This is a genomic window from Undibacterium sp. YM2 (assembly GCF_009937975.1).
Classification (GTDB): Bacteria; Pseudomonadota; Gammaproteobacteria; order Burkholderiales; family Burkholderiaceae_D; genus Undibacterium.
This window is the reverse complement of the sequence record NZ_AP018441.1, coordinates 2,746,279-2,770,671: the sequence shown is the minus strand read 5'-3', so window position 1 is coordinate 2,770,671 and position 24,393 is coordinate 2,746,279. Positions and strand designations below refer to the sequence as shown.

Annotated in this window: 20 protein-coding genes; 12 read left to right on the top strand and 8 right to left on the bottom strand. The window is 48.6% G+C overall.

The annotated features are described in order from the left end of the window. Positions 1 to 59: 59 nt before the first annotated feature. From UNDYM_RS12610 to UNDYM_RS12590, 5 genes are all read left to right on the top strand, one after another. Positions 60 to 1,202 carry a PilT/PilU family type 4a pilus ATPase gene (locus tag UNDYM_RS12610; protein ID WP_232063357.1) on the top strand — a complete coding sequence of 381 codons (1,143 nt, stop codon included), beginning with the start codon at positions 60 to 62 and terminating at the stop codon, positions 1,200 to 1,202. Positions 1,203 to 1,208: 6 nt separating this feature from the next. After that, positions 1,209 to 1,580, top strand: a complete 372-nt coding sequence (locus tag UNDYM_RS12605; protein WP_162041340.1) for an ArsC family reductase — start codon at positions 1,209 to 1,211, stop codon at positions 1,578 to 1,580. A 2-nt stretch (positions 1,581 to 1,582) separates the two neighbouring features. Beyond that, the gene (gene dapE, locus UNDYM_RS12600) at positions 1,583 to 2,710 is read left to right on the top strand and encodes a succinyl-diaminopimelate desuccinylase (protein WP_162041339.1); all 1,128 of its coding nucleotides are present in this window, start codon (positions 1,583 to 1,585) and stop codon (positions 2,708 to 2,710) included. Positions 2,711 to 2,749: 39 nt separating this feature from the next. After that, positions 2,750 to 3,652, top strand: a complete 903-nt coding sequence (gene prmB / locus UNDYM_RS12595) for a 50S ribosomal protein L3 N(5)-glutamine methyltransferase (protein ID WP_162041338.1) — start codon at positions 2,750 to 2,752, stop codon at positions 3,650 to 3,652. A gap of 109 nt (positions 3,653 to 3,761) precedes the next feature. Next, entirely contained in the window at positions 3,762 to 5,747 is a 1,986-nt protein-coding gene (locus UNDYM_RS12590) for an ATP-binding cassette domain-containing protein (RefSeq protein ID WP_162041337.1), read from the top strand. Positions 5,748 to 5,791: 44 nt separating this feature from the next. Here UNDYM_RS12590 and UNDYM_RS12585 read toward each other — a convergent pair whose 3' ends face one another. Further along, complete coding sequence (locus UNDYM_RS12585; protein WP_232064040.1) at positions 5,792 to 6,643, bottom strand: zinc-dependent peptidase; 852 nt, start codon at positions 6,641 to 6,643, stop codon at positions 5,792 to 5,794. A 178-nt stretch (positions 6,644 to 6,821) separates the two neighbouring features. On the opposite strand from UNDYM_RS12585, the gene UNDYM_RS12580 reads away from it, so the two are divergent. From UNDYM_RS12580 to UNDYM_RS12570, 3 genes are all read left to right on the top strand, one after another. After that, positions 6,822 to 7,373 carry an NUDIX hydrolase gene (locus UNDYM_RS12580; protein ID WP_162041336.1) on the top strand — a complete coding sequence of 184 codons (552 nt, stop codon included), beginning with the start codon at positions 6,822 to 6,824 and terminating at the stop codon, positions 7,371 to 7,373. Continuing rightward, complete coding sequence (locus UNDYM_RS12575; RefSeq protein ID WP_162041335.1) at positions 7,373 to 7,597, top strand: DUF6500 family protein; 225 nt, start codon at positions 7,373 to 7,375, stop codon at positions 7,595 to 7,597. Before UNDYM_RS12580 ends, UNDYM_RS12575 begins: the two co-directional genes overlap by 1 nt. Before the next feature lie 88 nt (positions 7,598 to 7,685). After that, positions 7,686 to 8,801 carry an NADH:flavin oxidoreductase/NADH oxidase gene (locus UNDYM_RS12570; RefSeq protein ID WP_162041334.1) on the top strand — a complete coding sequence of 372 codons (1,116 nt, stop codon included), beginning with the start codon at positions 7,686 to 7,688 and terminating at the stop codon, positions 8,799 to 8,801. A gap of 54 nt (positions 8,802 to 8,855) precedes the next feature. Here UNDYM_RS12570 and UNDYM_RS12565 read toward each other — a convergent pair whose 3' ends face one another. From UNDYM_RS12565 to UNDYM_RS12555, 3 genes are all read right to left on the bottom strand, one after another. Continuing rightward, positions 8,856 to 9,326: a DUF1870 family protein gene (locus tag UNDYM_RS12565; protein WP_162041333.1), complete on the bottom strand. Its 471-nt coding sequence runs from the start codon at positions 9,324 to 9,326 to the stop codon at positions 8,856 to 8,858. A 45-nt stretch (positions 9,327 to 9,371) separates the two neighbouring features. Further along, entirely contained in the window at positions 9,372 to 12,044 is a 2,673-nt protein-coding gene (locus tag UNDYM_RS12560) for a polysaccharide deacetylase family protein (RefSeq protein WP_162041332.1), read from the bottom strand. Between the two features lie 112 nt (positions 12,045 to 12,156). Continuing rightward, positions 12,157 to 12,849, bottom strand: a complete 693-nt coding sequence (locus UNDYM_RS12555; RefSeq protein WP_162041331.1) for a DNA alkylation repair protein — start codon at positions 12,847 to 12,849, stop codon at positions 12,157 to 12,159. A 185-nt stretch (positions 12,850 to 13,034) separates the two neighbouring features. Between UNDYM_RS12555 and UNDYM_RS12550 the strand changes: the two genes are divergently transcribed. The 3 genes from UNDYM_RS12550 to UNDYM_RS12540 are packed head-to-tail and all read left to right on the top strand — an operon-like array spanning position 13,035 to position 16,948. Continuing rightward, entirely contained in the window at positions 13,035 to 15,113 is a 2,079-nt protein-coding gene (locus tag UNDYM_RS12550; RefSeq protein ID WP_162041330.1) for a ferritin-like domain-containing protein, read from the top strand. A gap of 27 nt (positions 15,114 to 15,140) precedes the next feature. Further along, positions 15,141 to 16,061, top strand: coding sequence for a DUF692 domain-containing protein (locus tag UNDYM_RS12545; protein ID WP_162041329.1), 921 nt, complete (start codon positions 15,141 to 15,143; stop codon positions 16,059 to 16,061). After that, entirely contained in the window at positions 16,058 to 16,948 is an 891-nt protein-coding gene (locus UNDYM_RS12540; RefSeq protein ID WP_162041328.1) for a DNA-binding domain-containing protein, read from the top strand. Before UNDYM_RS12545 ends, UNDYM_RS12540 begins: the two co-directional genes overlap by 4 nt. A 25-nt stretch (positions 16,949 to 16,973) precedes the next feature. Here UNDYM_RS12540 and UNDYM_RS12535 read toward each other — a convergent pair whose 3' ends face one another. From UNDYM_RS12535 to ppsA, 4 genes are all read right to left on the bottom strand, one after another. Next, positions 16,974 to 18,917, bottom strand: coding sequence for an SPFH domain-containing protein (locus UNDYM_RS12535; RefSeq protein WP_162041327.1), 1,944 nt, complete (start codon positions 18,915 to 18,917; stop codon positions 16,974 to 16,976). A gap of 142 nt (positions 18,918 to 19,059) precedes the next feature. Then, on the bottom strand, positions 19,060 to 20,010 hold the full coding sequence (locus tag UNDYM_RS12530) for an SPFH domain-containing protein (protein ID WP_162041326.1): 951 nt from the start codon (positions 20,008 to 20,010) through the stop codon (positions 19,060 to 19,062). Between the two features lie 59 nt (positions 20,011 to 20,069). After that, the gene (locus UNDYM_RS12525; RefSeq protein WP_162041325.1) at positions 20,070 to 20,504 is read right to left on the bottom strand and encodes an NfeD family protein; all 435 of its coding nucleotides are present in this window, start codon (positions 20,502 to 20,504) and stop codon (positions 20,070 to 20,072) included. Positions 20,505 to 20,827: 323 nt separating this feature from the next. Further along, positions 20,828 to 23,245: a phosphoenolpyruvate synthase gene (gene ppsA / locus UNDYM_RS12520; protein WP_162041324.1), complete on the bottom strand. Its 2,418-nt coding sequence runs from the start codon at positions 23,243 to 23,245 to the stop codon at positions 20,828 to 20,830. 232 nt (positions 23,246 to 23,477) lie between these two features. Here ppsA and UNDYM_RS12515 point away from each other — a divergent pair, with 232 nt between their 5' ends. Next, positions 23,478 to 24,326 carry a pyruvate, water dikinase regulatory protein gene (locus tag UNDYM_RS12515; RefSeq protein WP_162041323.1) on the top strand — a complete coding sequence of 283 codons (849 nt, stop codon included), beginning with the start codon at positions 23,478 to 23,480 and terminating at the stop codon, positions 24,324 to 24,326. The last annotated feature ends 67 nt before the right edge of the window (positions 24,327 to 24,393 follow it).

The window sequence follows — 24,393 nt, the reverse complement described above, 5'->3', positions numbered from 1 at the left end:
TTGTATTGACGCCTTTTTTGCATTTTATTTTAATAATTAGCTCAGCTTAGGGACACATCATGGCAGCGATGGAGAGGTTATTTCAACTGATGAAGGAAAAACATGCATCTGACATGTTTTTCGCGATGAATTCGCCCATACATTTGAAAATCAATGGCAATCTGCTCCCTATCAATCAGCAGAAGATGGATCAGGCAAACATCCTGTCGCTGCTCAGTGAAGTGGTAGATCCTGAGCACATGGAACAGCTGGAAGTAGAAAATGAACTGAATGTTGGTATTGGTGCCGCCGGTATAGGCCGTTTCCGCCTGTCGGCATTCCGCCAACGTGGTTCCATCTCAGCTGTCTTCCGTTACGTGCCTGGTGACATCCCAAAACTCGATACCCTGCACTTGCCTCCGGTATTGTCTGAGCTGATTATGGAAAAACGTGGTTTGATCTTGCTGGTCGGCTCGACCGGCTCAGGCAAATCGACCACGATAGCATCCATGCTGGATCACAGGAATGAAGTCAAGACTGGTCATATCCTGACGCTGGAGGACCCGATTGAATTCTTGTTCCGCAGTAAAAAATCCATCGTCAACCAGCGTGAAATTGGGAGTGATTCTGAAAGTCTGAAAACAGCACTGAAGAATTCGCTGCGCCAGGCACCAGACTGCATCCTGATTGGCGAAATTCGCGATCTGGAAACCATGATGGCAGCGATTGCCTATGCGCAATCCGGCCATCTGGTCTTGGCGACCCTGCATGCGAACAATAGTTACCAGGCCTTAAACCGTATCATCAGTTTCTTCCCCATGGAAACGCGTAATGCCTTGCTGCTGGATTTGTCTTCTTCCATACGCGCGATTATCTCGCAACGCCTGATACGTGCAAAAGATGGCGGCCGCTGCCCTGCAGTCGAGATCATGCTCAATACCCGCTACGTTGCTGAATTGATAGAACAAGGCGATATTTTCCAGATCAAGGAAGCGATCGAGAAAAGCTTGTCACCTGGTTCGCAAACCTTTGAACGCGCCCTTATGCATTTGATACGTGAAGGTTTGATCACGCAAGAAGAAGGTTTGGCCAATTCTGATTCTGCCAATAACCTGTTATGGCTGCTGAACAATGAAGCATCCACTGCTGTAGCTCCAAAGCCTGAACCAGAGCCAGAAACCAAAGAAGAAGCTTCTTTCACAGAATTTACCTTGAACGTATAAAAAAGTATGACGCGAAGCATTACCCTGTTTGGCATTCCAAACTGTGACACCGTTAAAAAAGCCCGTACCTGGCTGCAAGAGCAGGAACTGGCTTTTGAATTCCACGATTTTAAAAAACAAGGTTTGAACCGTGCCGCCATACAAACATGGCTGGAACATCAAGGCCTGGATGTGTTGATCAACCGCAAAGGTACCACCTGGCGTGCGCTCAGCGATGCAGAAAAAGCTTCGGCTGAAGATACAGAACAGGCCATCGCACTTATGCTGGATAAGCCATCTGTCATCAAACGCCCGGTATTGCTGATCAATAACGATGGCAAATCCCAAGTGAATGTCGGCTTTTCGGTGCCGCAATACCAGTCCATTTTCCATAAGTAAACATGAGCAAAACACTTGCCCTGACCGAACAGCTGATTGCGCTGGATTCTGTCACACCTGAAGACAAAGGCTGCCAAAACACTTTGATCGCCCTGCTGGAACCTCTGGGCTTCCAGTGCGAAACCATACAGTCTGGTGACGTAACCAATCTGTGGGCCAGACGTGGTCAGACTCAGCCCTTGCTGGTGTTTGCTGGCCATACTGATGTAGTACCTACTGGCCCTGTCACACAATGGCAGTCAGCCCCATTTACACCTACTCACAGGGATGGCAAGCTGTATGGCCGTGGTGCTGCTGATATGAAAACTTCCATCGCCGCCTTTGTCGTGGCAACAGAAGAATTTATCGCTGACCACCCGGATCATAAAGGCTCCATCGGTTTCCTGATCACCAGTGATGAAGAAGGCCCGGCCACGGACGGCACAGTGGTCGTTTGCGAAAAGCTCAAAGCTCGTGGCGAACAGCTTGATTATTGCATCGTTGGCGAACCAACATCCGTAGATAAACTGGGTGACACCATCAAGAATGGCCGTCGCGGCACCATGTCGGGCAAGTTGATCGTCAAAGGTGTGCAAGGCCATATCGCCTATCCGCAGCTGGCAAAAAACCCAATTCATCTGGCCGCCCCTGCGTTGGCTGAACTGGTGGCTGAAGTCTGGGATGAAGGCAATGAGTATTACCTGCCCACATCCTGGCAAATGTCGAATATTCATGCCGGCACTGGTGCTTCCAACGTTATCCCTGGCGAAGCGGTTATCGATTTCAATTTCCGTTTTTCCACTGCCAGCACAGCCGAGGGTCTGCAACAACGTGTGCATGCCATACTCGACAAACATGGCTTGGAATATGAGTTGAAGTGGACAGTCGGTGGACATCCTTTCCTGACACCCAAAGGTAGCCTCAGCGATGCACTGGGTGATGCGATACGTGCTGAAACTGGCATAGAAACCGAACTTTCCACTACTGGAGGTACATCTGATGGCCGTTTCATTGCCAAGATCTGTCCACAGGTTGTGGAATTTGGTCCGCCGAATGCCAGCATCCATAAAATTGACGAACACATAGAGCTTCAGTACATAGACCCGCTCAAGAACATTTATCGCCGCACTCTGGAAAACCTGCTGACCTAAGCTTTAGTTCAGCTCACCACTGGCCGATACGGAAACAATATGACGACACCCGCTACTACCTTCCTGACCCTGCGTGATTTATTGCGCTATGCGGTCACCCGTTTCAACAAAGAGAAACTGTTCTTTGGTCATGGCAGTGCCAATGCCCTGGATGAAGCTGCTTATTTGCTGCTGCATACCCTGCACCTGCCACTGGACAAGATAGACCCCTTCCTGGATGCGCATTTATTGCCGTCAGAAATAGATGCCGTATTGCGCGTGATTGACAGACGTGCAGTAGACCGTGTGCCTGCCTCCTACATTACCAATGAAGCCTGGCTAGGCACTTATAATTTTTACGTAGATGAGCGTGTTATCGTGCCGCGCTCTTTCATCGCTGAACTGATCCCTGAGCATTTTTCACCATGGGTTACCGACCCGGAAGCCATCACCAACATACTTGAACTGTGCACCGGCTCTGGCTGCCTGCCCATCATGCTGGCAGATATGTTCTCCGAGGCGCATGTCGATGCCGTAGATATTTCCAAAGATGCGCTGGAGGTGGCCAAGCGTAATGTGGCGACTTATGAATTGCAGGACCGTATTACCCTGATCGAGTCTGATCTGTATGCAAATGTGCCCGACAAGAAATATGATCTGATCATCACCAATCCGCCGTATGTGAACTCAGGCTCCATGGCCAAGCTGCCCAAGGAATACATGCATGAACCACAAATTGCCCTGGCTGGCGGCGACGATGGCATGGACCTGGTACGCAAGATAGTCGCAGGGGCAGCACAACGTCTGACCGAAGATGGTTTGCTGATGGTGGAAATTGGCAATGAACGTGCCTTTGCCGAAGCTGCCTTCCCTGAACTGAACCTGACCTGGTTGAGTACCAGTGCCGGTGACGACATGGTATTTTTGGTAGAGGCTGACCAACTGAGCAATTTCACTGCATAAATCAGTGTAAGTACAGTGCAATAAACATCATGAAGACGGGCAAAACCAGTTTTGCCCGTTTTTCCATTTTTTCGCATCAACAATAGCATTACCCATTAATTAAGTTTATATGATACGTCTTCAACAAGTCGTCCTGGCGCGCGGCATTAAACCTTTATTTGACAGCGTCGATGTGACGCTCAATCCCGGCGACAAGATAGGCTTGATCGGCTCCAACGGTGCAGGCAAATCCAGCCTGTTTGCCATGTTGCGTGGTGAATTGCATCCGGACCAGGGCAGCATCGATTTCCCAGCCAAGTGGCAGCTTGCGCACGTCGCGCAAGAAACACCACCGCTGGAACGCAGCGCCATTGACTACGCAATAGACGGCGACGTCGCCCTGCGTAAACTCGAAGCACAATTGGCTGAACTCGAAGCCCAACCAGAAAGCTATGAAAACGGTATTGCCATTGGCAATATGTATGGTGCACTGGCCGATGCCGATGCCTATACCGTACGCCCGCGTGCCGAACAATTGCTATTGGGCCTGGGTTTCAAGATCAATGAACTGGAACAACCAGTCGCCAGTTTTTCTGGTGGCTGGCGCATGCGCCTGAATCTGGCGCAGGCGCTGATGTGTAAATCCGATTTACTGCTGCTCGATGAACCGACCAACCATCTGGACTTGGATGCCATTATCTGGCTGGAAGACTGGCTCAAGCGTTATGAAGGCACGCTGATCATTATTTCCCATGATCGCGATTTTCTCGATGGCGTGGTAAATGTCATCGTCCATATTGATGAGCGCAAGCTCAAGCGCTATGGCGGCAACTATTCCGGTTTCGAACGCCAGCGTGCAGCACAGTTGGAACTGGCGCAAGGCATGCTGGAGAAACAAAATCGCAAGCGCGCCCATCTGCAATCCTTTATCGACCGCTTCAAAGCCAAGGCATCCAAAGCCAAGCAGGCACAGAGCCGTATCAAGGCCCTGGCACGCATGGAAGAAATGGCGCCTTTGCGCGCTGCTGCAGAATTTTCTTTTGAGTTCCGTGAACCTCTGAGTGCACCAAACCCCATGCTGGTGATGGAAGATGTGGATTGTGGCTACCGTATCGAATCAGAAACTGATCATAGTTTTACTGAGAAAAAGATCGTCGGCGATGTCAAGTTCACGCTGCAAATTGGCCAGCGCATTGGCCTTCTCGGTGTGAATGGTGCCGGTAAATCAACGCTGATCAAAACCATCGTCGGTGATATCGCACCATTGAACGGTATCATGCAAACTGGCAAGGGTTTGTCCATCGGTTATTTTGCCCAGCACCAGGTAGAGATGTTGCGTCATGACGAATCACCGCTGTGGCATTTGGCCCATATTGCTCCTGATGTACGTGAGCAGGAGTTGCGTAACTTCCTCGGTGGTTTCAACTTCCCAGGCACCATGGTGACCAGCCCTATCAAGCCATTCTCAGGCGGTGAAAAAGCCCGCCTGGCGCTGGCAATGATCGTCTGGCAGCGCCCCAACCTCTTGTTGCTCGATGAACCAACCAACCATCTGGATCTGGAAACCCGCGAAGCCCTGACTGATGCCCTGGCGCAGTTTGAAGGCACACTTGTCGTCGTCTCCCATGACAGGCATTTGCTGCGCGCCACGACGGACCAGTTCATCATCGTGGCTGATGGCAAGCTGCAGCCATTCGATGGCGATCTGGACGATTACAAAGACTGGCTGTTCAAAAACAAACTGGAAAAGGCCAACCCCGCCCTGCCAGAAAAAACCAAGGCTCAGGAAGCTGCTTTACCTCAGGCGAAACCTGTTCCCGCTGCAAAAGTCGATGACAAGGAACAGCGTAAACGCGACGCTGACGAACGCACGCGCCTTGCCAATCTGCGCAAACCAATAGAAACACGCATCAAACGTCTTGAAGAGCAGATGGCCAAGTTGAACATCAAAAAGAAAGACATCGATGCGCAGTTGGAAGATGGTGAAATCTATAACGATGCCAATAAGGAAAAGCTGAAGGCACTGTTACTTGATCAGGCTTATGTCGTCAAGGAACTGGGACAAATCGAAGCTGACTGGCTGGAACAGCAGGAATTTCTGGAAGCAGTAGAATAAAGCAAAGGGGCGCATGTAGCGCCCCTTGTTTTTTGATTCAAGGATTAAACCCAGTCACATGGATCAACCTGGTAATACGCCCGCAACTGCTCATATAAGGCGGTGTGATACTGAGCAAGGTCGCGGCTTTTTTTGAAAAAGGCTTCCGTAACGACAGCAAAAAACTCTGCCGGATTGGTCGCGCCATAAGGATCAATGACGGTAGCAACATCATTGGCTATCGCCTGATGCAGTTGAGCATACTCTCTTTCCATCAACGCCGACCATGCCTTGTAAGCTGCGGCTGACTTCAAGGCTGGTGCGCCATTAGTCGTTCCCGTTTCGCTATCAAGCTGGTGAGCAAATTCATGAATAACCACATCCTGTCCTCGCGCTTCATTGTCGGGATTATGCGCAACCTGATCCCAGGCAAGTATAACCCTGCCATCACTCCATGATTCGCCACTGAGTCCCTGATTGGTATGCGTGACGATACCGTCAGCATTCATTTGTGTCCGGGGCGCCACGAATGCTGAAGGATATACCAGCACGTGCGTAAGCTGCGGATACACATCCGATTCACGGTTCAGCAGCAGCAAACAGGCCTTACCCGCAATCGTTACCCTGATTTCATCAGTAATAATCAAACCACCGCAACCGACAAAGGTTTTTTGATAGAGGAACTGACGTATGCGTTTCTTCAATTGCATTTGCAAATCGGTTGGCATACGCGTGTATCCAGGCAGGTTTTTGCGTAATATTTTTGAATAATTTAGCGGAAAAGCCTGCGACAGCACATGACGCAAACGCAGCTTGGGCAAGACAACTACGCCAAGTACGAGTAAAACAAGAATAAGGAGCAACCATTCCATATCGACAAGCTCATGAGGATTGCGAATGCGATTTGCATCTGACATTCGTTGATCAGATGCAAATGGGAGCAATGGGGGCAAACTCAATAGCAATTAATATATAAATGCCGGCCCCTTGAAAACCAGCTTATCAGATCACACGGTATAAAATAATATGAATTAATCAATTTCATAAAAATATAACAAACACTGACTTTTTTCTTACCAGCTTGAACCAACAATTATGAAACACTGGGAAACCATAAACTCAACAATATTGGTCAACGATGCGTGGCTAAGACTGACAGCAGATACCTGCCTGATCCCAAATGGGCAAACAATCACGCCTTACTATGTGCTTCACGAAGCAGACTGGGTGCATGTGTTTGCCCAGGCAGATGATGGCCGCATATTGACGGTAAAACAGTTTCGCTATGCAGCCAAAACGGTCTGCATAGAATTACCTGGTGGCGTCATCGACAAAGGTGAAACACCTCTCTGTGCAGCACAAAGGGAGTTATTGGAAGAAACCGGCTATACCGCAGCTCATTGGCAGCCACTGGGAAAAATGTACGCCAACCCAGCCCGCCAGACCAATACCATCCATTTATTTTTTGCCACTGGGCTTAAATTAAAGGCCAGGCAACAACTGGATGCATCAGAAGATATAGAATTCAATTTTCTGTCGCTTACTCAAATACAGCAAAAAATAGAAACCAATGAGTTCTCTCAAGCACTGCACATCGCCTCATTTTACCGAGCGTTGCAGTCATTAACCTTGAATACAAATAAATAATGAGAAGCAGCCTCAAAAAGAAGATCATAGAAGTATGCAATGACAAAATCGGGCAAAAAGGCAGCAATGTTGGTCTGTCATTTTATGCCTTCTTTGCCAATAAAAACGATGATCCACAATTATTGATGGAAGCTGCCACATGGTGGATCATGGAAAACAAGTTTGATCATTTTGAAAAAGCAGTCAAGATCAAAACCATCGTTGAAGCTCTGGAAGCAAGCTGAAGAATGAGCAGCTCCCTGCAGCAAAAGAAAAGCGCAGGCATAATGAAGAAATCAGATTATTTCTTTCATTCAGGCATTTCTCAAAGACATGAGCACTCTCTTCTCCCCCATCAAGCTTGGCTCGCTAAGTTTAAAGAACCGCATCATCATTGCCCCCATGTGCCAGTACTCTGCAGAAGATGGCAAGGCGACTGACTGGCATCTTATTCATCTGGGTGGGCTTGCCTTGTCAGGTGCCGGTTTATTGATACTGGAAGCCACAGCTGTAGAAGCGATAGGCCGCATTTCTCCCGGTGACCTGGGTTTATGGTCAGATGAAACAGAAGCGGCGCTGGCGAAAGTATTGACTTCGATACGCAAGCATTCTGCCATGCCCATTGCGATACAGCTGGGTCATGCCGGACGTAAAGCATCTAGTCAGGCTCCGTGGCATGGCGGTCAATTGATTGCACTGGAAGACGGTGGTTGGCAAATGGTGGCACCCTCTGCTGTGCCGCATGCGCAAGCTGAGCGTGCACCATTGGCACTGGATGAGGCCGGCCTACAACGCGTGAAACAGGCTTTTGTTGATGCAGCGGTACGCGCACACCGCTTGGGTATTGATGCAATTGAGATACATGCAGCACATGGTTATTTGTTGCATCAATTTTTATCCCCCATTTCCAACCAACGCACAGATCAATATGGTGGTTCTGTTGAAAACCGCTTAAGGTTTCCCTTGGAAGTATTTGATGCTGTGCGGACAGCGGTTCCTAAAGACCGCATGGCAGTTGGCCTGCGATTGTCGGCAACCGACTGGGTCGAAGGTGGTCTGGATATCTCGCAAAGCAAACTCTTTGTCCAGCAATTGCAGGAGCGAGGCTGTGACTTTATCCATGTTTCCAGCGGTGGGGTTTCACCTGACCAGAAAATCCCGCTGGGGCCTGGTTATCAGGTTCATCTGGCAGAAGAAATCAAACAGCATTGCAGCATACCTGTCATTGCGGTGGGCCTGATTACGGATGCCCATCAGGCAGAAGAAATTATTACGGCGGGCAAAGCTGATGCCATTGCCATAGCTCGTGGCATTTTGTATGACCCGCATTGGCCATGGCATGCAGCAGCGCAATTAGGCGCTACAGTGGACGCGCCAAAACAGTATTGGCGCTCGCAACCACGCGACCAGAAAAACCTGTTTGGTGATACCCGCATAGGGCAAAGATAAACAAGAAGCATGTGGCATCACAAAGCCGCGGCACCGCAGCTTTGTGATGCATGATCAGGCAGTCACCTGCTCTTCTGCCCATTGATTACGCATGGAATCACTATCCGGACGTCGGCCCAGCCACGATTCATAAGCACCTGCATCAAACTGTACGACGTTGCAGTTTTCCACTGAAATCAGATGTGCAACCACAGACTGCTGTGGCCTCCACATGATTGATTCACGATACGGTAAGGTACACCAGTCTTCAAAGCTGTCGTACCAGACTAGTGCTACTGGTTTTTTGCTGGCCCCGGGCGGCATTTGCTGGTAGTAGGTTTTTATCGCTGCCTGCGTATCTGCAATTGCCTTCTTGCGGCACACCATGAGGTAATTAATCATGGATATCACATCTTGCGGTATCTTTTGCGCTCCTGCTTCCCAGTTGCTCCAGGTGCGTACTGAGACACCGCCAATCAGTTCTGCCGCTTCATGCTGGTTGAAATGCAGCAAACTGCGCATAGCCTTCAAACTTACACCATTCATATTTATTCTTTACTCAAAATTTAATTGCTGCTAATGAATAAAAGCTCAGTTCAATTTTTTTAGCGCTTCTTTGACATAATTGGCATTCGAACTATTTGGCGATAATTCCAGAAAGCTCATGTAAGCTTTTTTGGCTTTCTCATTTTCATTCAATAACGCCCGGGCATCACCCAGGTTCAAGTAAGCAATTGAGCGGGAAGGATCAATCTGCAAAGTATTTTCAAACCAGCGCGCTGCCTCTGCATATTTTTGCTGTTTAAAATAAACAAAGCCCAGATTGTTTGCCGCCAACCCAAAGTCAGGCCTGTATTTCAAAGCTTCAGTGAATGCGGCTTCTGCCTGGGTATATTGCTTCTCTTTATACAATTGCAGCCCATGGTCATTGGCTCTTTGTGCCAGTTGCCTTGATGAGCCATCTACCATTTTAGGTGCCGCGATTTTTTGTTCGCCACCGTTCAGGTTCTTGATGACTATGGGCGTGTCACTACCTGCTTTGCTCACAGCACCATCAAGCTTGTTGTTGAGTGCAATGGCATCGGCAGACAACTGATTGGTTTTTGCATTCAGGAACTCGCCTTCACCACGTATTTCAAAAACAAATTCACCGCCTTCAGAACCTGGCAAGCTACCAAATGCAGGCGTTTGTTGCGACACACTCGATACTGCAGGTGCAATATAGGCTGCCAGTTCTGTTGCGGTAATCATGCCGTCACCATTCATATCTGCCTTGCCACTCAGGGCCTGCAGCAAGGTCCAGGTAAAGACGGAGTGACCATTAGGTCCGCCGTCAGCAACCAGTTGATCGGCGCCACCCGCCGTCAGCATCTGGCGTCCCAGACGCTTACCATTTTCACGCAGGAATGCGCTGGTGCCTCCGCCGCGCGTCAACCCCAGCCCGCTATAACAGGCATCCATGACAAACAGAATATGTTTAGCATTGAGACTCTCTGCGATATTCTGCAAATCCGTCATGGGGATGGCATCGACAGACAATTGTTCAGGGTCAGAATCAACGGGAATGATGTAACCCAGGTTACGTCCAGAACTCAGCTTTCTGGTTGCACCATGGCCTGCAAAGAAGACGAAGACCCTGTCATCTTTTTTCAATTGCCCATGTCCCAGTTTTTCATGGAACAAGGCGAGGATATTATTGCGGGTCGCATCTGCATTGGTCAGTGTCAGTACTTTGTCACCAGCAAAACCCATGCGATTAATCAGTGTATCGCGGATAGCATTGGCATCCTGCACTGCATATTGCAGCTTGGGCCATTTTGCATAGTCATTGATGCCAATGACGATAGCCCAGCTATTTTGATAGTCGGTACTGATACTGACTTTTTCTGGGGTTGGCTTGCCACCTTTGGCAATCTTGAAGTCCGCGCCATCCCAAGAGGCAAAGCTATAACCATCGGCAATCAGTTTATCGAGTACCAGCGGCAAGGCCTTTACCGTGCGTTCATGGATATCATGGAAAAGAATGATGCCGCGCTGCTCTTTTTCCAAAGTGCCAAGTACACGGCCTGCAATCGAATTAGGCACAGGGTCAGCCCAATCCAGGGAATCAATATTCCACATGACCGAGCGCAAGCCCAGCTTGTGCAGGATTTGCATACCTTCTTTATTCTTTGCACCGTAAGGGAAACGGAACAGAGCTGATCGTGCCGGGTCTATGGCCTTCAGCAGTTTATCTGTCTGCTCAATTTCTGCGTTCAGATTATCGCCGCTTTGCTTGGACAGTAAAGCGTGGCTGAAACTGTGATTGGCCAGCACATGGCCTGCGCTCAACAGTTTCTTGCTGGTTGCAGCGTTTTTATTCAGCGATTCTTTGCCCTGAGCATCGACACTGCCAACGTTCTTGCCAACCTGGAAGAACACGCCTGGCACATTGTATTGCTTGAGTATCGCTGCAATTTCATCGGTATAGGTAGCGTGAGGGCCGTCGTCAAACGTCAGCACCACAGTCTTCGGTGGCAAGCCCTGACCGAAAATCTCCTTATCTTTTTCATCGGCTACTTCCGGTTTTTCCGGGTAAGGCAGGATGAAGCCGTAATCCTTGAGGATTTGTTCGCGGTTATACAACTTGCGCAATTTGACGATGTAGTCATCCCAGCGTTCACGCTTAAGTTCTATGGAGCGGGATTCAAATCGCGAGAAAATTTCTTTGAGTTCTTTGTCGTATTCTTTTTCAATTTCACTGAGTGCATTCAAGTCATCGGTAACACGCTTGTGCAGCTTGATAGCTGGCAGGGTCTGCTCTGTAGCTATCGATGTTTGCATTTTAAGCAAAACTTCGCGGAATGCGAGACGATCTGCGTCGTATAAATCTTCGCCAGATTCTATATAGGTCAGGATAGTGTCAAAACTGGCTTCGCGTTTGGCATTGCTGAGTGACTTCAGCTTGCCGAAAAAAGTATCCAGATCATTAAGCCTGACCAGATTTTCATGGAACAATGCCTGCCCTACCCGGTTTGCCTCACTGCGCTCTTTGGTAGTAAGCTTTTTCTCGTCAGCCAACAAGATGATAATCTTGCGATACGCGACCAATAAACCATTCAAATCTTCTGGCAATTTGGCAGGATCAAATGTGTCTTTTTGCTCAAGCTGAGAGCTTACTGCTTTGCTCTCTGGAGACTGGCTAGTTTTTTGAACGACAAAATAAGAAGCTACAGCTACGCCGACTACTGCAACGGCAGACAAGATAAGTTTTTGAGGTTTCATCAGGAGAAATGCAGACTGGCAATTAACAAACAAGCGATATCATATTGCAAATGCCGTACTGCATGGTGGCTTAATGTGCTGTTGCAGAATGAACTGTAAAGTTTTTTTGTAACTATTTGCCCAGTTTCTCCAAATTTTTAGCGGCCTCACGGTAGCTCAGGCCAGAAAACCGACTCTGATTTTCTTGCAAAAAGTTTCTTACGACAACTGGATCATGCCAGGCATAGTCACGCAAGGCCCAGCCTATCGCTTTACGAGTGAAAAACTCTTCTTCGTCTGCCAGCGCCAGAGCATAGCTAAATAATCTGTTCACATCGGTCTGTTCGCGCCAACCTAACTGATGTAATAAGGCGATGCGCCTTACCCAAAAATCGGGATGTCCAAGAGCTTTATCCATGCCAGCTTGTATATCCCGGCTCGCCGTCAAATTTTGCTGCAATATGTCGCCGACAACACCAGCCAGACCATCGACAGTATCCCACCAGGATTTTTGCTGCACCAAAGTGAGCAAGGCTGGCACATCTTCCAAACGTAAACGCCGGTAATGCCTGGCCAGGATATCCACTGCCAGATACTGATATTCGCGCTGTTCACAGGACCACAAGCCATTTGCGATCTGTAAAAGTTCATCCGCATCAGCCGTTTTTAATTGCCGGATGATATCTGCACACGCCTTGCGCCTGTCAGGTGCGGGAATGCCCAGAAATTCAAAACGGTTTTTCATATAGGCACGCATGGCAAGTGCCCGTACCGGGTCAGCAAGCGGCAATAAACTGAGTTGACATTGACTGATAATTTCTTTCATATCGATTGCACCAGAATTGTGAAGATACCGAAAAAAACAAGCCGGCTTAAAAGAATCGGGTGCGCTCAAATACTTTCAAGCACACATTTTTTTATGTTAGAGTCATTGTGCTTTTGTTCACGCCTTACTGCATCACCCCGTCCGCATATCCCCTAATGATACCAAGCCAGCGCAGGAGTCGTCTCATGTTTGCAGCCATACCTGAAGCACCGCAGCACGCCATCAAGAATCGCCCACTGTCAGAATTTGATACCGATGTTGCTGCCGTGAGGGCCATTGCCCAGGCGACTGTCAGTGTCGAATTATTTACGATACCGTTGTACATGAATTCCATGTATTCGATCTATGGCACGCACCAGATCAATTCCAAGGGCAACAACTATTATAAGGGCCGCCAATGGCCGGGCATGGCTACCACAGCAAAAGCCGTGACAGCCAATGAGCGTGCCTTCAATGTCATCTTCAGTGTATTCATACAGGAAATGCTGCATTTGCAGATGGCAGCGAATATCGCTACAGCGATTGGAGTCAATCCCAGCTTTACTGAAAATTCTGGTCTGCAAAACAGTCAGCGTGGCTGGATTTGTTACGGGCCAGACAAGCACACCATACCTTGCATTGTTGATCTGAGGGACACCAACAGCTATAAGGATGTCAGGGTCAATCTGGAGTCCCTGAACAAAAATCAGATAGAACTGTTTTTGGCAATCGAGCAGCCAGAGAAGCAGGCGCGCGAAGAGTTGCGCCACAATGCCAATAAGTACTTCCCTGATGTACCACTGGCCGACTGGAACCCTGACAAGGGATTTGCTGACCTGCCACTGTTCGGCACCATAGGCTATATGTATGAATGCTATGCCAGATACATCAGCATGGAGTATACGGATGGTCAGACACTATGGGAAAAACTCTTTGATAACAATGCGGTGCAAAAAGACATGTTCAATGCCCACAGCACACCCAAACAGCCGAACGACAGTCATCCGCAAAAAGAATACCCGCAATTTGACACCTTGTTCGGCCCTGAAGATCTTGATGGCGGCATGGCAGGCTCTCAAAACAAGGCCATCGATATGATGTGCGCCATTACCGATCAGGGCGAAGGTAATTCCGCAGGGATCACGCACTACCGTCGCACGCAATTACTGCGTGCCGTACAGCCTGATTATCGTGAATCCGACGAAGCCTTGAAGCTTGATTATCCTGCGTATGACGGTGATGGCGAGTTAGCGGCATCGAGAGATGCTGCTGCACGTTTCCACAGCGCGGCATTTGATCACTATGAGCGCTTCCAGGAAATCAGCAAAGACATACTGCACCCTAAAGTAGCTGCATCTGAGCAGTTGTTGACGTGGGAACAATGGCATGCGGTTGCAGGCAATCAGTGGACTGCCGCCATGTTGACCAATGAGGAATACGATGCGGCGTCAGCACCGCAAAATATCCCTACACCTGATGACGTTGCCGGTGCACTGAATCGCCTGAAAAGTGAAGGAGCAAAAACTGTGCAGATGTTAAGCAGCGTATCTGCAGGTGCGATTTATGGCATTACCTCAGTACTGGACGAATACTGGACGAACAAAGACACAAGCTTTCCCTACCCATCCATGGTGGGTTCAGGCGACCGTATGTCGATTTGCTGGGCGATCACAGGCTGTTCACCAAATTTGTCAGTCAGTGTTCCACTACCAGACAAGAATATTTTGTACCACTCTTGCCAGGGCCTGGATTTCAACGCCAACAAGGTGACGGAATCAGAAGAAGCAAATAGTCAATGCGCTGCAATTGCGGTTTATCATAGCTGCCGTGGTTCAAACGGTTGCAAGGCCCAAGGTGGTTGTGGTTTTGCCCAGACAGATATGGTTGTTAAGCCGGAAAAAGAAGCGGACAAAGAAGCACTTGTAGCCGCAACTCCAGACCGTGGTTCGCATGGTATTTGCGGCGCTCCTCCCGGACCACCGCCTACAGGCACCTTATATAGCGCGCCAAGCGATAACCGCTGCAAAACCTATGGTGGCTGTGCCGTGCCCATCTCTGCGTCGCAACTGTTTCCCGCAAGCGGCACGATGACTTTGTATACTTTTGATTATGCGCCACCACATGCAGAGCATCTATTGAACAAGAACATCAAATTCAAGCAAGGTGACAGTGTGTTTGACACGGCCTGGGCGGCCTACAGCACGGTAATGAGCACGCGCCATAAAAACCCGGGGGAAAAGCCCAAGCCAAATGATTTGCGCCTGGCTTTGCCACCATCAACCTGATGATTAAGCATGCCTGAGCAGTACTCTATGCACACTTTGCAGCCACGCCTGGGCCTGCCCAATCTGGGTCTGGGCGTTGGTCTGCGCAATACCCATTTTGAGCACATACTTGAACATGGTGCCGGAGTCGCCTGGTTTGAAGTGATTACAGAAAATTTCATTGATAACCATGGTTATGCACGTCATGTATTGGAACGCATAGCGCAAAGCTGTCCTATCGTCATGCATGGTGTTTCGCTATCGATAGGCAGTACAGATGCGCTGAATTTCGATTATCTAAAGAAGCTCAGGCAACTGGCGAAGGAATTGCAACCTTCCTGGGTATCAGATCATTTGTGCTGGACGGGTGCTGCAGCCATGAATACCCATGATTTGCTGCCGCTCCCCTTGAATGAGGTCACGCTAGCGCATGTGATTGAACGTGTACGCATAGTGCAGGATTTTCTGGAACGCCCATTGATTATAGAAAACCCCAGTACCTACGTAGAATTTGAACAGTCCAGCATGGCGGAGGATGAATTTCTAAGTCGGTTAACTGAAAAAACCGGTTGTGGGTTACTACTGGATGTCAATAATGTCTATGTGTCTGCCTACAATCACGGCTTTGATGCTGAACGTTATATACGCAACCTGCCTGCGGACCGCATCGTGCAAATTCATCTGGCGGGACCTAGTCATCATGGCGACTATATGATAGATACGCATGATCAGCCAGTACCAACACCAGTCTGGCATTTATATGCGCTGGCACAAACCTTGACGGGTGGTGTTTCTACACTGCTGGAATGGGATGCCAATATCCCGGCTTACCCTGACTTGCTGGCAGAACTGGACAAGGCACGCTTGGTCATGACTGGTCATTTTCCAGAGATGAAAATCAATGCTGCATCGGGTTCAAGCATTTCTACGCCCGTGCATTTTCAATTGGAAGAACTCAGCACTTCATGAGCCAGCCTGCACCTGATCCGTCGCTATCGCAATTACAGCACTGGTTTTTAACAGTGATGACTGCTCCCGGTGGTCTGGCGAGAGGCTTGTTGCTGGCGCAGGAACATCTGGGACTGGAAGAGTCACGCGTAATCAAGATCACGCCGGGCAAGCAATCGCGCATGCATATTTATGCCCATGGCTATATCCTGCGTTTACAGGAATGCCTGCAAGCTGACTTCCCGGTTCTACATCGTTTGATGGGCGATGAATTGTTTAATTTTTTTGCCCATAACTATATCTGGCGACATCCTTCCCGTGCGCCGTCTTTGTATGATTTAGGTGCTGGTTTTGCCAGCTTCCTTCTGCAGAGTCAAGCCCAAAATACAGACGCATTAAAAGCTGGCGAAGCAGACCTGCTATTGCAGTTTCCGGTGGAGATAGCAAAACTGGAACGGGCATTTACCGAGGTAATACGGGCACCCGGACTGGAGAATAACCTTAATATCAAAACCCACAATGCGTTTGACTTGCTCATGGGTTCACATGCAGACATCCATATCCCGGCCTGCGTACGGCTACTGAAAACCAGCTTTCCTTTACTGGCCTACTGGGAGCAGGCAAAACACACACCTGCGGGCCAGGATTTACCAGCCCCGCCACAACCAGAGACCAGTTACCTCGCATTTACTCGCCAGAATTACCGCGTGCAACTGATCACCCTGCTTCCATGGCAATATTATTTTTTGCAAGCTGCTTACAACAATCCAGATATGCATGAGTGCGCAGTAAAGTCATCACAAGAAACAGGACTGGATATGAAAGCACTACTGGCAGATATTTGCCTGTGGCAGCCACAAGCGCAAGCGCTTGGTTTGCTGACGACAGAAGAAGTGACTTTGGCCTGATCAAAGCCACTTCTCAAATACGAGATTAACCGGCATTAATCACTGCGGTTTTCCCCTCCCCTTTATTCAACAGGTCTTTTGCAGCGAGTGCGAGGAAAGCATCTACGGCGGAGCTGCTACCACTGCCACCAGTCTGTATGCTTGGTACCATGGCGATGTGGCCTTTTTCTATCGCTTCGGCAAAACGCAGCAAGACTGTTTGCTGGAATTGCAGCTCTGGGCCCCCATAAGCTTCTACGTTCAACTCAGTCGCTTTCGCCTGTGCTTCACCTATCTGCTGAATTTGATAAGCTTCAGCATTCGCCAGAGTACGTTTGGCATCAGCGGCACCAGAGGCAACCTGACGTGCTTCCTCAGCAGCCTTGATCGCTTTCTGCACGGCTGCACTACCTTGATTTTCTGCGATCTTGACGGCCAGTTCCGACTCGGTGATGGAAGTCTGTTGCTTTGCCCTGGCCTCTGCCTCACGCAGGATGCGCTCTTGTACGGCGGCGGTTTCTTTGGTTTTGTAAGTTTCCAGTTGCTCCCTGGAGACCTGACGCTCACGCAATTGCTTCAGAATCACTTCAATCTGCGTGTCGCCAGTCTTGGCACGCGGCGTGCCTATCAATACTTCATTCAGGGTCAGATTATAACCTTCAAAATTCTTGCGCATTTCTGCTTTGGCGCGTTCCTGTATGTCTGAACGTTCTTGCAGTAACTCTATGAGTGTTTTGCCCTGGCCTATGTTCTTGAAATACGCGGCAACCATAGGGTCCAGGGTTTGCTCTACCAGTTTCTGGATATCCCCAAACCTTTGTATGACCAGCGGCGCCATTTTATAGTCGATGTTGACGACGACAGATAAAGGCAGATCAGGTTCAAATGCGTCTTTGGTAATCAGTGAAACTTCACTCAGGTGTTTGTCCAGCTCATGTGAACCCACCTGGCCTGACTGCCATTTCAAAATAAAGTTGGTCGTAGGCACATCGATAACACGTTTAGCATAGGGGTTCAGGGCATATTTGCCAGGCAATAATGGGCTTACCTGTACACCTTTTTCATCACTGCTGACCAATTCACCGTGGCGATAAGCATCCCCTGTTACGTCGTTACCAGCCTTACTGGTATAAGACACCACTACACCAACATAGCCAACCGGCACTACACGTTTTTCCACTATTTCATAACTGGCAAAACGGGCATTCAGATAATAGGTACCTTCCACCAGCACCTGCAACTGCCGTCCTTTGTAACCGCCGGCCTCTATAAACACTTCTGGGTTTTGAAAGTCATGGTGATAACTATTACCCTCATGCGGATCAGCGCCCACTACAGGTGCAACGATAGTGCCCTCGGGCAAAGACTGTCCTTCATGCGTGGTGATGACTGCCAGCTTATCGTCACGTATCACCAAGGGCAGGAAACCGTTACGTGAGCGCAGTTCATCCAGCATTTCTGCCAGTTGGCCAACCACGATGCCATCGTTACTGATATTGCCATCACCAGGTAAAGGCAAGGCATAAACGCGCTCAGCAGTCAGCACCACAAATTGTGCCAGGTTGATCGCGTAAGTACCTTCACGCAGTATCTTGCGTTGCAAACCTTTTTGGCCAGCATTGGTCAGGAAACTGCGGACATCGGTAAAGTCATTTGCCTCCTTATTGCATGCCAGATTCTGGGTTGGAGCCATGGCCTGCCCATCACGGGCAAATACATAGGCCAGGGTGCCTTGCTGTATGGTCACCAGGTCATGTCTGTGTATGGAATATTGAAACGGGAAGAACATATGAAAGCCACCGCGCAATACTTCGGGCTGGAAACCGGCTTCGCCATTTAGGGCAATGAATCCATGCTGGACAGAACCGCTGGCCGACCATTTCTTTTCGACGATACCAATTTTTTCATTCGAGATATATACGAGCACATTGCTGCTATACAACAGCAAAATAAGTATAACAACGATGCTTGCCAAAATAATTTCAAACATACCTAGCCTCTTCTTTTTAAAAGTTCCGGTTTGTTCCGGACATGCAGCAGCGCTACTGGCATCTGGTAGATGCCAGCAGTACAACGGAAATTTGTGTGGGTAGTGTTACGATAATGAGGAGCCTGTCACGCTCCTCATTTGATCAGACGGGTCGTCGTGGCGACTCGGTGATTGCGGGTTTTTGAGACTTAACAACTTGCATGGCAGTAGCGATCAGGCCACTCATATCACCCAGGTTGGCTGGAACAATAATGGAGTTATTGGTTTTAGCCAGGTTGCCAAATGCACTGACATATTGTTCTGCGACTTTCAGATTGACCGCATCTGCACCACCAGGTGACTGTATCGCCGCTGCTGTCTTGCGTATCGCTTCTGCACTGGCCTCTGCGATCGCCAGTATGGCTGCAGCCTGACCTTGTGCACGGTTAATCGATGCCTGTTTCTCACCTTCAGATTTGGCAATCGACGCTTCACGCTCACCAGTCGCAATATTGATCTGCTCTTGCTTGCGGCCTTCTGACGCAGCGATCAAGGCACGTTTTTCACGCTCAGCAGTAATTTGCGCCTGCATCGCATGCAAGATTTCTTTTGGTGGTGTCAAATCCTTGATTTCATAACGCAAGACCTTGACACCCCAGTTGGCTGCCGATTCATCAATCGCATTAACGATGGTGGTATTGATGTGATCACGCTCTTCAAAAGTTTTGTCTAGCTCCATCTTACCGATGACAGAACGCAAGGTGGTTTGCGCCAGTTGCGTGATGGCAGAGATGTAGTTGGACGAACCATAAGACGCACGCATGGCATCAGTAATCTGGAAATACAAAATACCATCTACCTGCAATTGCGTATTGTCTCTGGTGATACAGACCTGCGGCGGAACATCGAGCGGGATTTCTTTCAGTATGTGTTTATAAGCGATGCGATCAACAAAAGGCACCACGATATTCAAGCCCGGCCCCAGAGTGGCATGATATTTACCAAGTCGCTCCACAACCCAGGCATGCTGTTGTGGTACGACGTTAATGGTCTTGAAGATAAACACTATGCCCAATACCAGTAAAACCAGAGCGACTGTACCTATGTTTTCCATTTTTTTACCTTTATTGTTATTCAGATTGTCTTATGTGATTTCAATTATTCTTTGCACTGCTACGACGGTCTTACGATCAAACGGCTACCTTGTACCTCTTCAATAATATAAGCACCGGGATAACCTGCCGAGTGCTGTAATTCGACATCCCACATCGCGCCGCGATACATGGTTCTCGCGGCAAACTTGCCATTACCTAATTCCTTCCATTCATTGACTTGCAAGGTTTGCCCTATATCCATGTTCACATTTGGGTCTCTGGCCGCATTTGCATTTTCTTTCCAGCCATATTTACTCTTGTGCAAGGCTATGGTTGCGAGCGATCCAACAACAGCAGCAACTATCATTTGTCCTGCTGAACCCAATTGGAAAACAGCAGCCAGAGCACCGGCAACCAAACCAATTGAAATCATCAACAAGTAAAACGTGCCAGTGAACAACTCAAAGATCACGACTACACCAGCCAGTATCATCCACATCATCCATCCGTTCATATTCTTATTCTCCTTATCAGTTTTTGTACTTATTTACTTTGCGACATTTGCATTTTCTACGACTGGCTTATATTTTTCATCGGTAATCGTCATAGAAATTTACCCACAAAAAAGCCCCCGTTACCTGGCGTGGTAACGAGGGCTTTCTCAGGAATTTTGTTGAAGTATTGATTTTCTTTTTCTTAAGTTTCGACATCGGTAGTCTAGTCTTAATTCTAAAAAATACAAGGGGCTTCAATTGAATTATGTTGCGGCGCACCAACAACAAAAACGGGAATTCTTTTGCAAGAAATTCCCGTTTTTTACTTCCAGAGAAAAACTATTTATTTTCCGACTGCAGCCAGTTTCTGCCAGGTATCAATCACAGAATCAGGGTTCAGGGAAATTGATTCTATTCCTTCTTTCATCAGCCATTCAGCAAAGTCAGGATGATCAGATGGGCCCTGGCCGCATATACCAACATACTTGTCGAGTTTGCGGCAAGCAGCGATGGCGCGTGACAGCAAAGCGCGCACTGCAGGGTCACGTTCATCAAAATCTGCTGCCAGCAATTCCATACCAGAGTCGCGATCCAAGCCCAGTGTCAGCTGCGTCAAATCATTGGAACCGATAGAGAAGCCATCAAAGAATTGCAGGAATTCTTCTGCCAGGATTGCATTCGATGGCACTTCGCACATCATGATCAGGCGCAAGCCATTTTCACCACGTTTGAGTCCATTTTTTGCCAGCAGGTTCACGACTTTTTCAGCCTGACCCAGAGTACGTACGAAAGGAACCATGATTTCTACATTGGTCAGGCCCATCTCATTACGTACACGTTTCATTGCCTGGCATTCCATTTCGAATGACTCGGCAAAATCCGGTGCCAGATAACGCGCAGCACCGCGGAAACCCAGCATAGGATTTTCTTCATCCGGTTCGTAGCGCGATCCACCTATGAGCTTCTTGTATTCATTCGATTTAAAATCTGACAAGCGGACGATAACTTTCTTGGGCCAGAATGCAGCCGCAATAGTCGCGATGCCTTCTGCCAGTTTATCTACATAAAAGGCTCTTGGAGAGGCATGCCCACGCGCAACAGATTCCACTGCTTTTTTGAGGTCGGCATCAATATTCGGGTATTCCAGTATTGCTTTTGGATGCACGCCGATATTGTTATTGATGATGAATTCCAGGCGCGCCAAACCAACGCCATCATTCGGTACAGACTGGAAGTCAAATGCCAGTTGTGGATTTCCGACATTGAGCATGATCTTCAAAGGCAATTTGGGCAATTCACCGCGTACTTCTTCTGTGACCTCGGTTTCCAGCAAACCATCGTAAATCTTGCCTTCATCACCTTCTGCACAAGACACTGTGACCAGGGTGCCATCTTTCAGCACATCCGTCGCATCTTCACAACCGACTACAGCTGGAACACCGAGTTCACGCGCAATAATCGCTGCGTGGCAAGTACGACCACCACGGTTGGTGACGATAGCGGCAGCGCGCTTCATGACAGGTTCCCAGTTAGGGTCAGTCATGTCGGCTACCAGAACGTCGCCTGGCTGCACTCTTTCCATCTCGGAAGGATCGTGAATGACGCGCACGCGGCCTGCACCGATTTTCTGGCCAATCGCACGGCCAGACACCAGCACAGTGCCACTTCCTTTGAGCTTGAAGCGCTGCTGTGCATCAGTATGTTTTTGCTGGGATTTGACTGTTTCCGGACGTGCTTGCAGGATGTACAGCTTGCCGTCACGGCCATCCTTACCCCATTCGATGTCCATAGGGCGGCCATAATGCTTCTCGATGATGGTCGCGTATTTAGCCAGCTCTACTACTTCTGTATCATTCAGGGAATAACGGTTACGCAATTCGACCGGCACATCGACTGTCTTAACCGAACGACCAGCCTTGGCTTCGCCTGTGAATTCCATTTTAATGAGCTTGGAGCCAATATTACGGCGTATGACAGGCAATTTGCCCTGTTCCAGCATAGGCTTATGGACATAGAATTCGTCAGGATTAACCGCGCCCTGCACCACGGTTTCGCCCAAGCCATAGCTGGAAGTGATGAAAACCACATCCTTGAAACCGGATTCTGTATCTATTGTGAACATCACGCCAGCGGCACCCAGGTCTGAACGCACCATGCGCTGTACACCGGCAGACAAGGCGACTTCAGCGTGTGTAAAACCTTTATGGACACGGTAGGAAATCGCCCTGTCGTTATACAGCGAGGCAAATACATGTTTCATTGCCTCCAGAATATTGTCAATTCCGACAACATTCAAGAAAGTCTCTTGCTGACCTGCAAAAGACGCATCAGGCAAATCTTCTGCTGTAGCCGAAGAACGCACGGCAAACGACATTTCAGCGGTAGAGTCAGAAACCAGCTTGCTGTAGAACTCTTCTATTTCCTTGAGCAAGCGCGGCTGGAATGGTGTGTCTATGATCCATTGGCGGATGTCGGCACCTGCTCTTGCCAACTCTTTGACATCGTCGATATCAAGCCCCTCAAGACGGTCAGCGATGCGCTTTTCCAATGGCAGACCGCCATCGATACTATGTGTCAGGAAATCACGGAAAGCTTGTGCCGTGGTGGCAAAACCACCAGGAACCCGCACACCGGCAGTTGCCAGTTGGCTGATCATTTCGCCTAAAGAAGCATTTTTTCCGCCGACGGATTCAACATCCGTCATGCGTAAATGCTCAAACGAGGCAACATAAGTCGCTTCGGTATTTGCTGCGTTGGACATAACAACCTCTTTTTGATGGTAAGAAATCTTTGCTGTTTAATGCCGTGTTGCTTCGTATCCCGCTGGTTTTTTGTTATTCTTGAGGCGAGCCACGCTTGACATGCTGTTGCAGCATTTTACATTGTGTCCTGCAAGATTTATCTAAACGGAATAAGAATTTGCAGTCTTTTTTGTTTCTAAGAGTACAAATATATTTCGTCCAGCCTATTGCCATTATTCATATAAAATTACTATGTCAGATACTCTCCAGCAAGCACGGCCTGCAGCGAACCGTACCGTTTTTTTCGTCTCGGACGGTACCGGCATCACTGCAGAAACCTTTGGTCACTCGGTATTGACACAATTTGACTTGAAATTTAAACAAGTTCGCTTACCCTTCATAGATACTCTGGAAAAAGCCCACGATGCCGTGCGCAAAATCAATGACGCCTATACGGCTGAAGGCAATCGCCCCATCGTCTTCTCTACTCTTGTTAAAACTGACCTGGCTGGGGTTGTTTTTAAATCCAAGGGTTTGCACATGGATTTGATACAAACCTTTGTGTCACCACTTGAGCAGGAACTGGGTGTCAAGTCCACTCACACCATAGGGCGCAGCCATAACATTACAGATTCTGAAGAATATAAAAACAGGATAGAAGCCATCAATTTCTCTTTGGCACATGATGATGGTCAGTCCAACAAGAATTTATCAACGGCAGATGTGATACTTGTCGGTGTTTCGCGCTCAGGAAAAACGCCAACTACCCTGTATCTGGCCATGCAATATGGCATCAAGGCAGCAAATTATCCTTTGATCCCTGATGATTTTGAACGCGGCAAGTTGCCATCAGCATTACCCGAATTTAAAGGAAAGATTTTTGGTTTGAGCATTGCACCAGAACGTCTGTCAGAAATTCGCAATGAACGTCGCCCAGGTAGCAAATATGCCTCACTGGAAAACTGCCGCTATGAAGTCAACGAGGCGGAACTGATGATGAAGCGTGAAGGCATACGCTGGTTGTCATCGACTGCAAAATCGATAGAAGAAATATCGACCACGATTTTGCAGGAAATTAAATCTGACGTGCGGATTTACTAGGAGGCTGCTGCAAAATTAAGATGGCTAGGCGTCGCCGGGGCAGACAGTACTTTAGTACGGCAAGGCG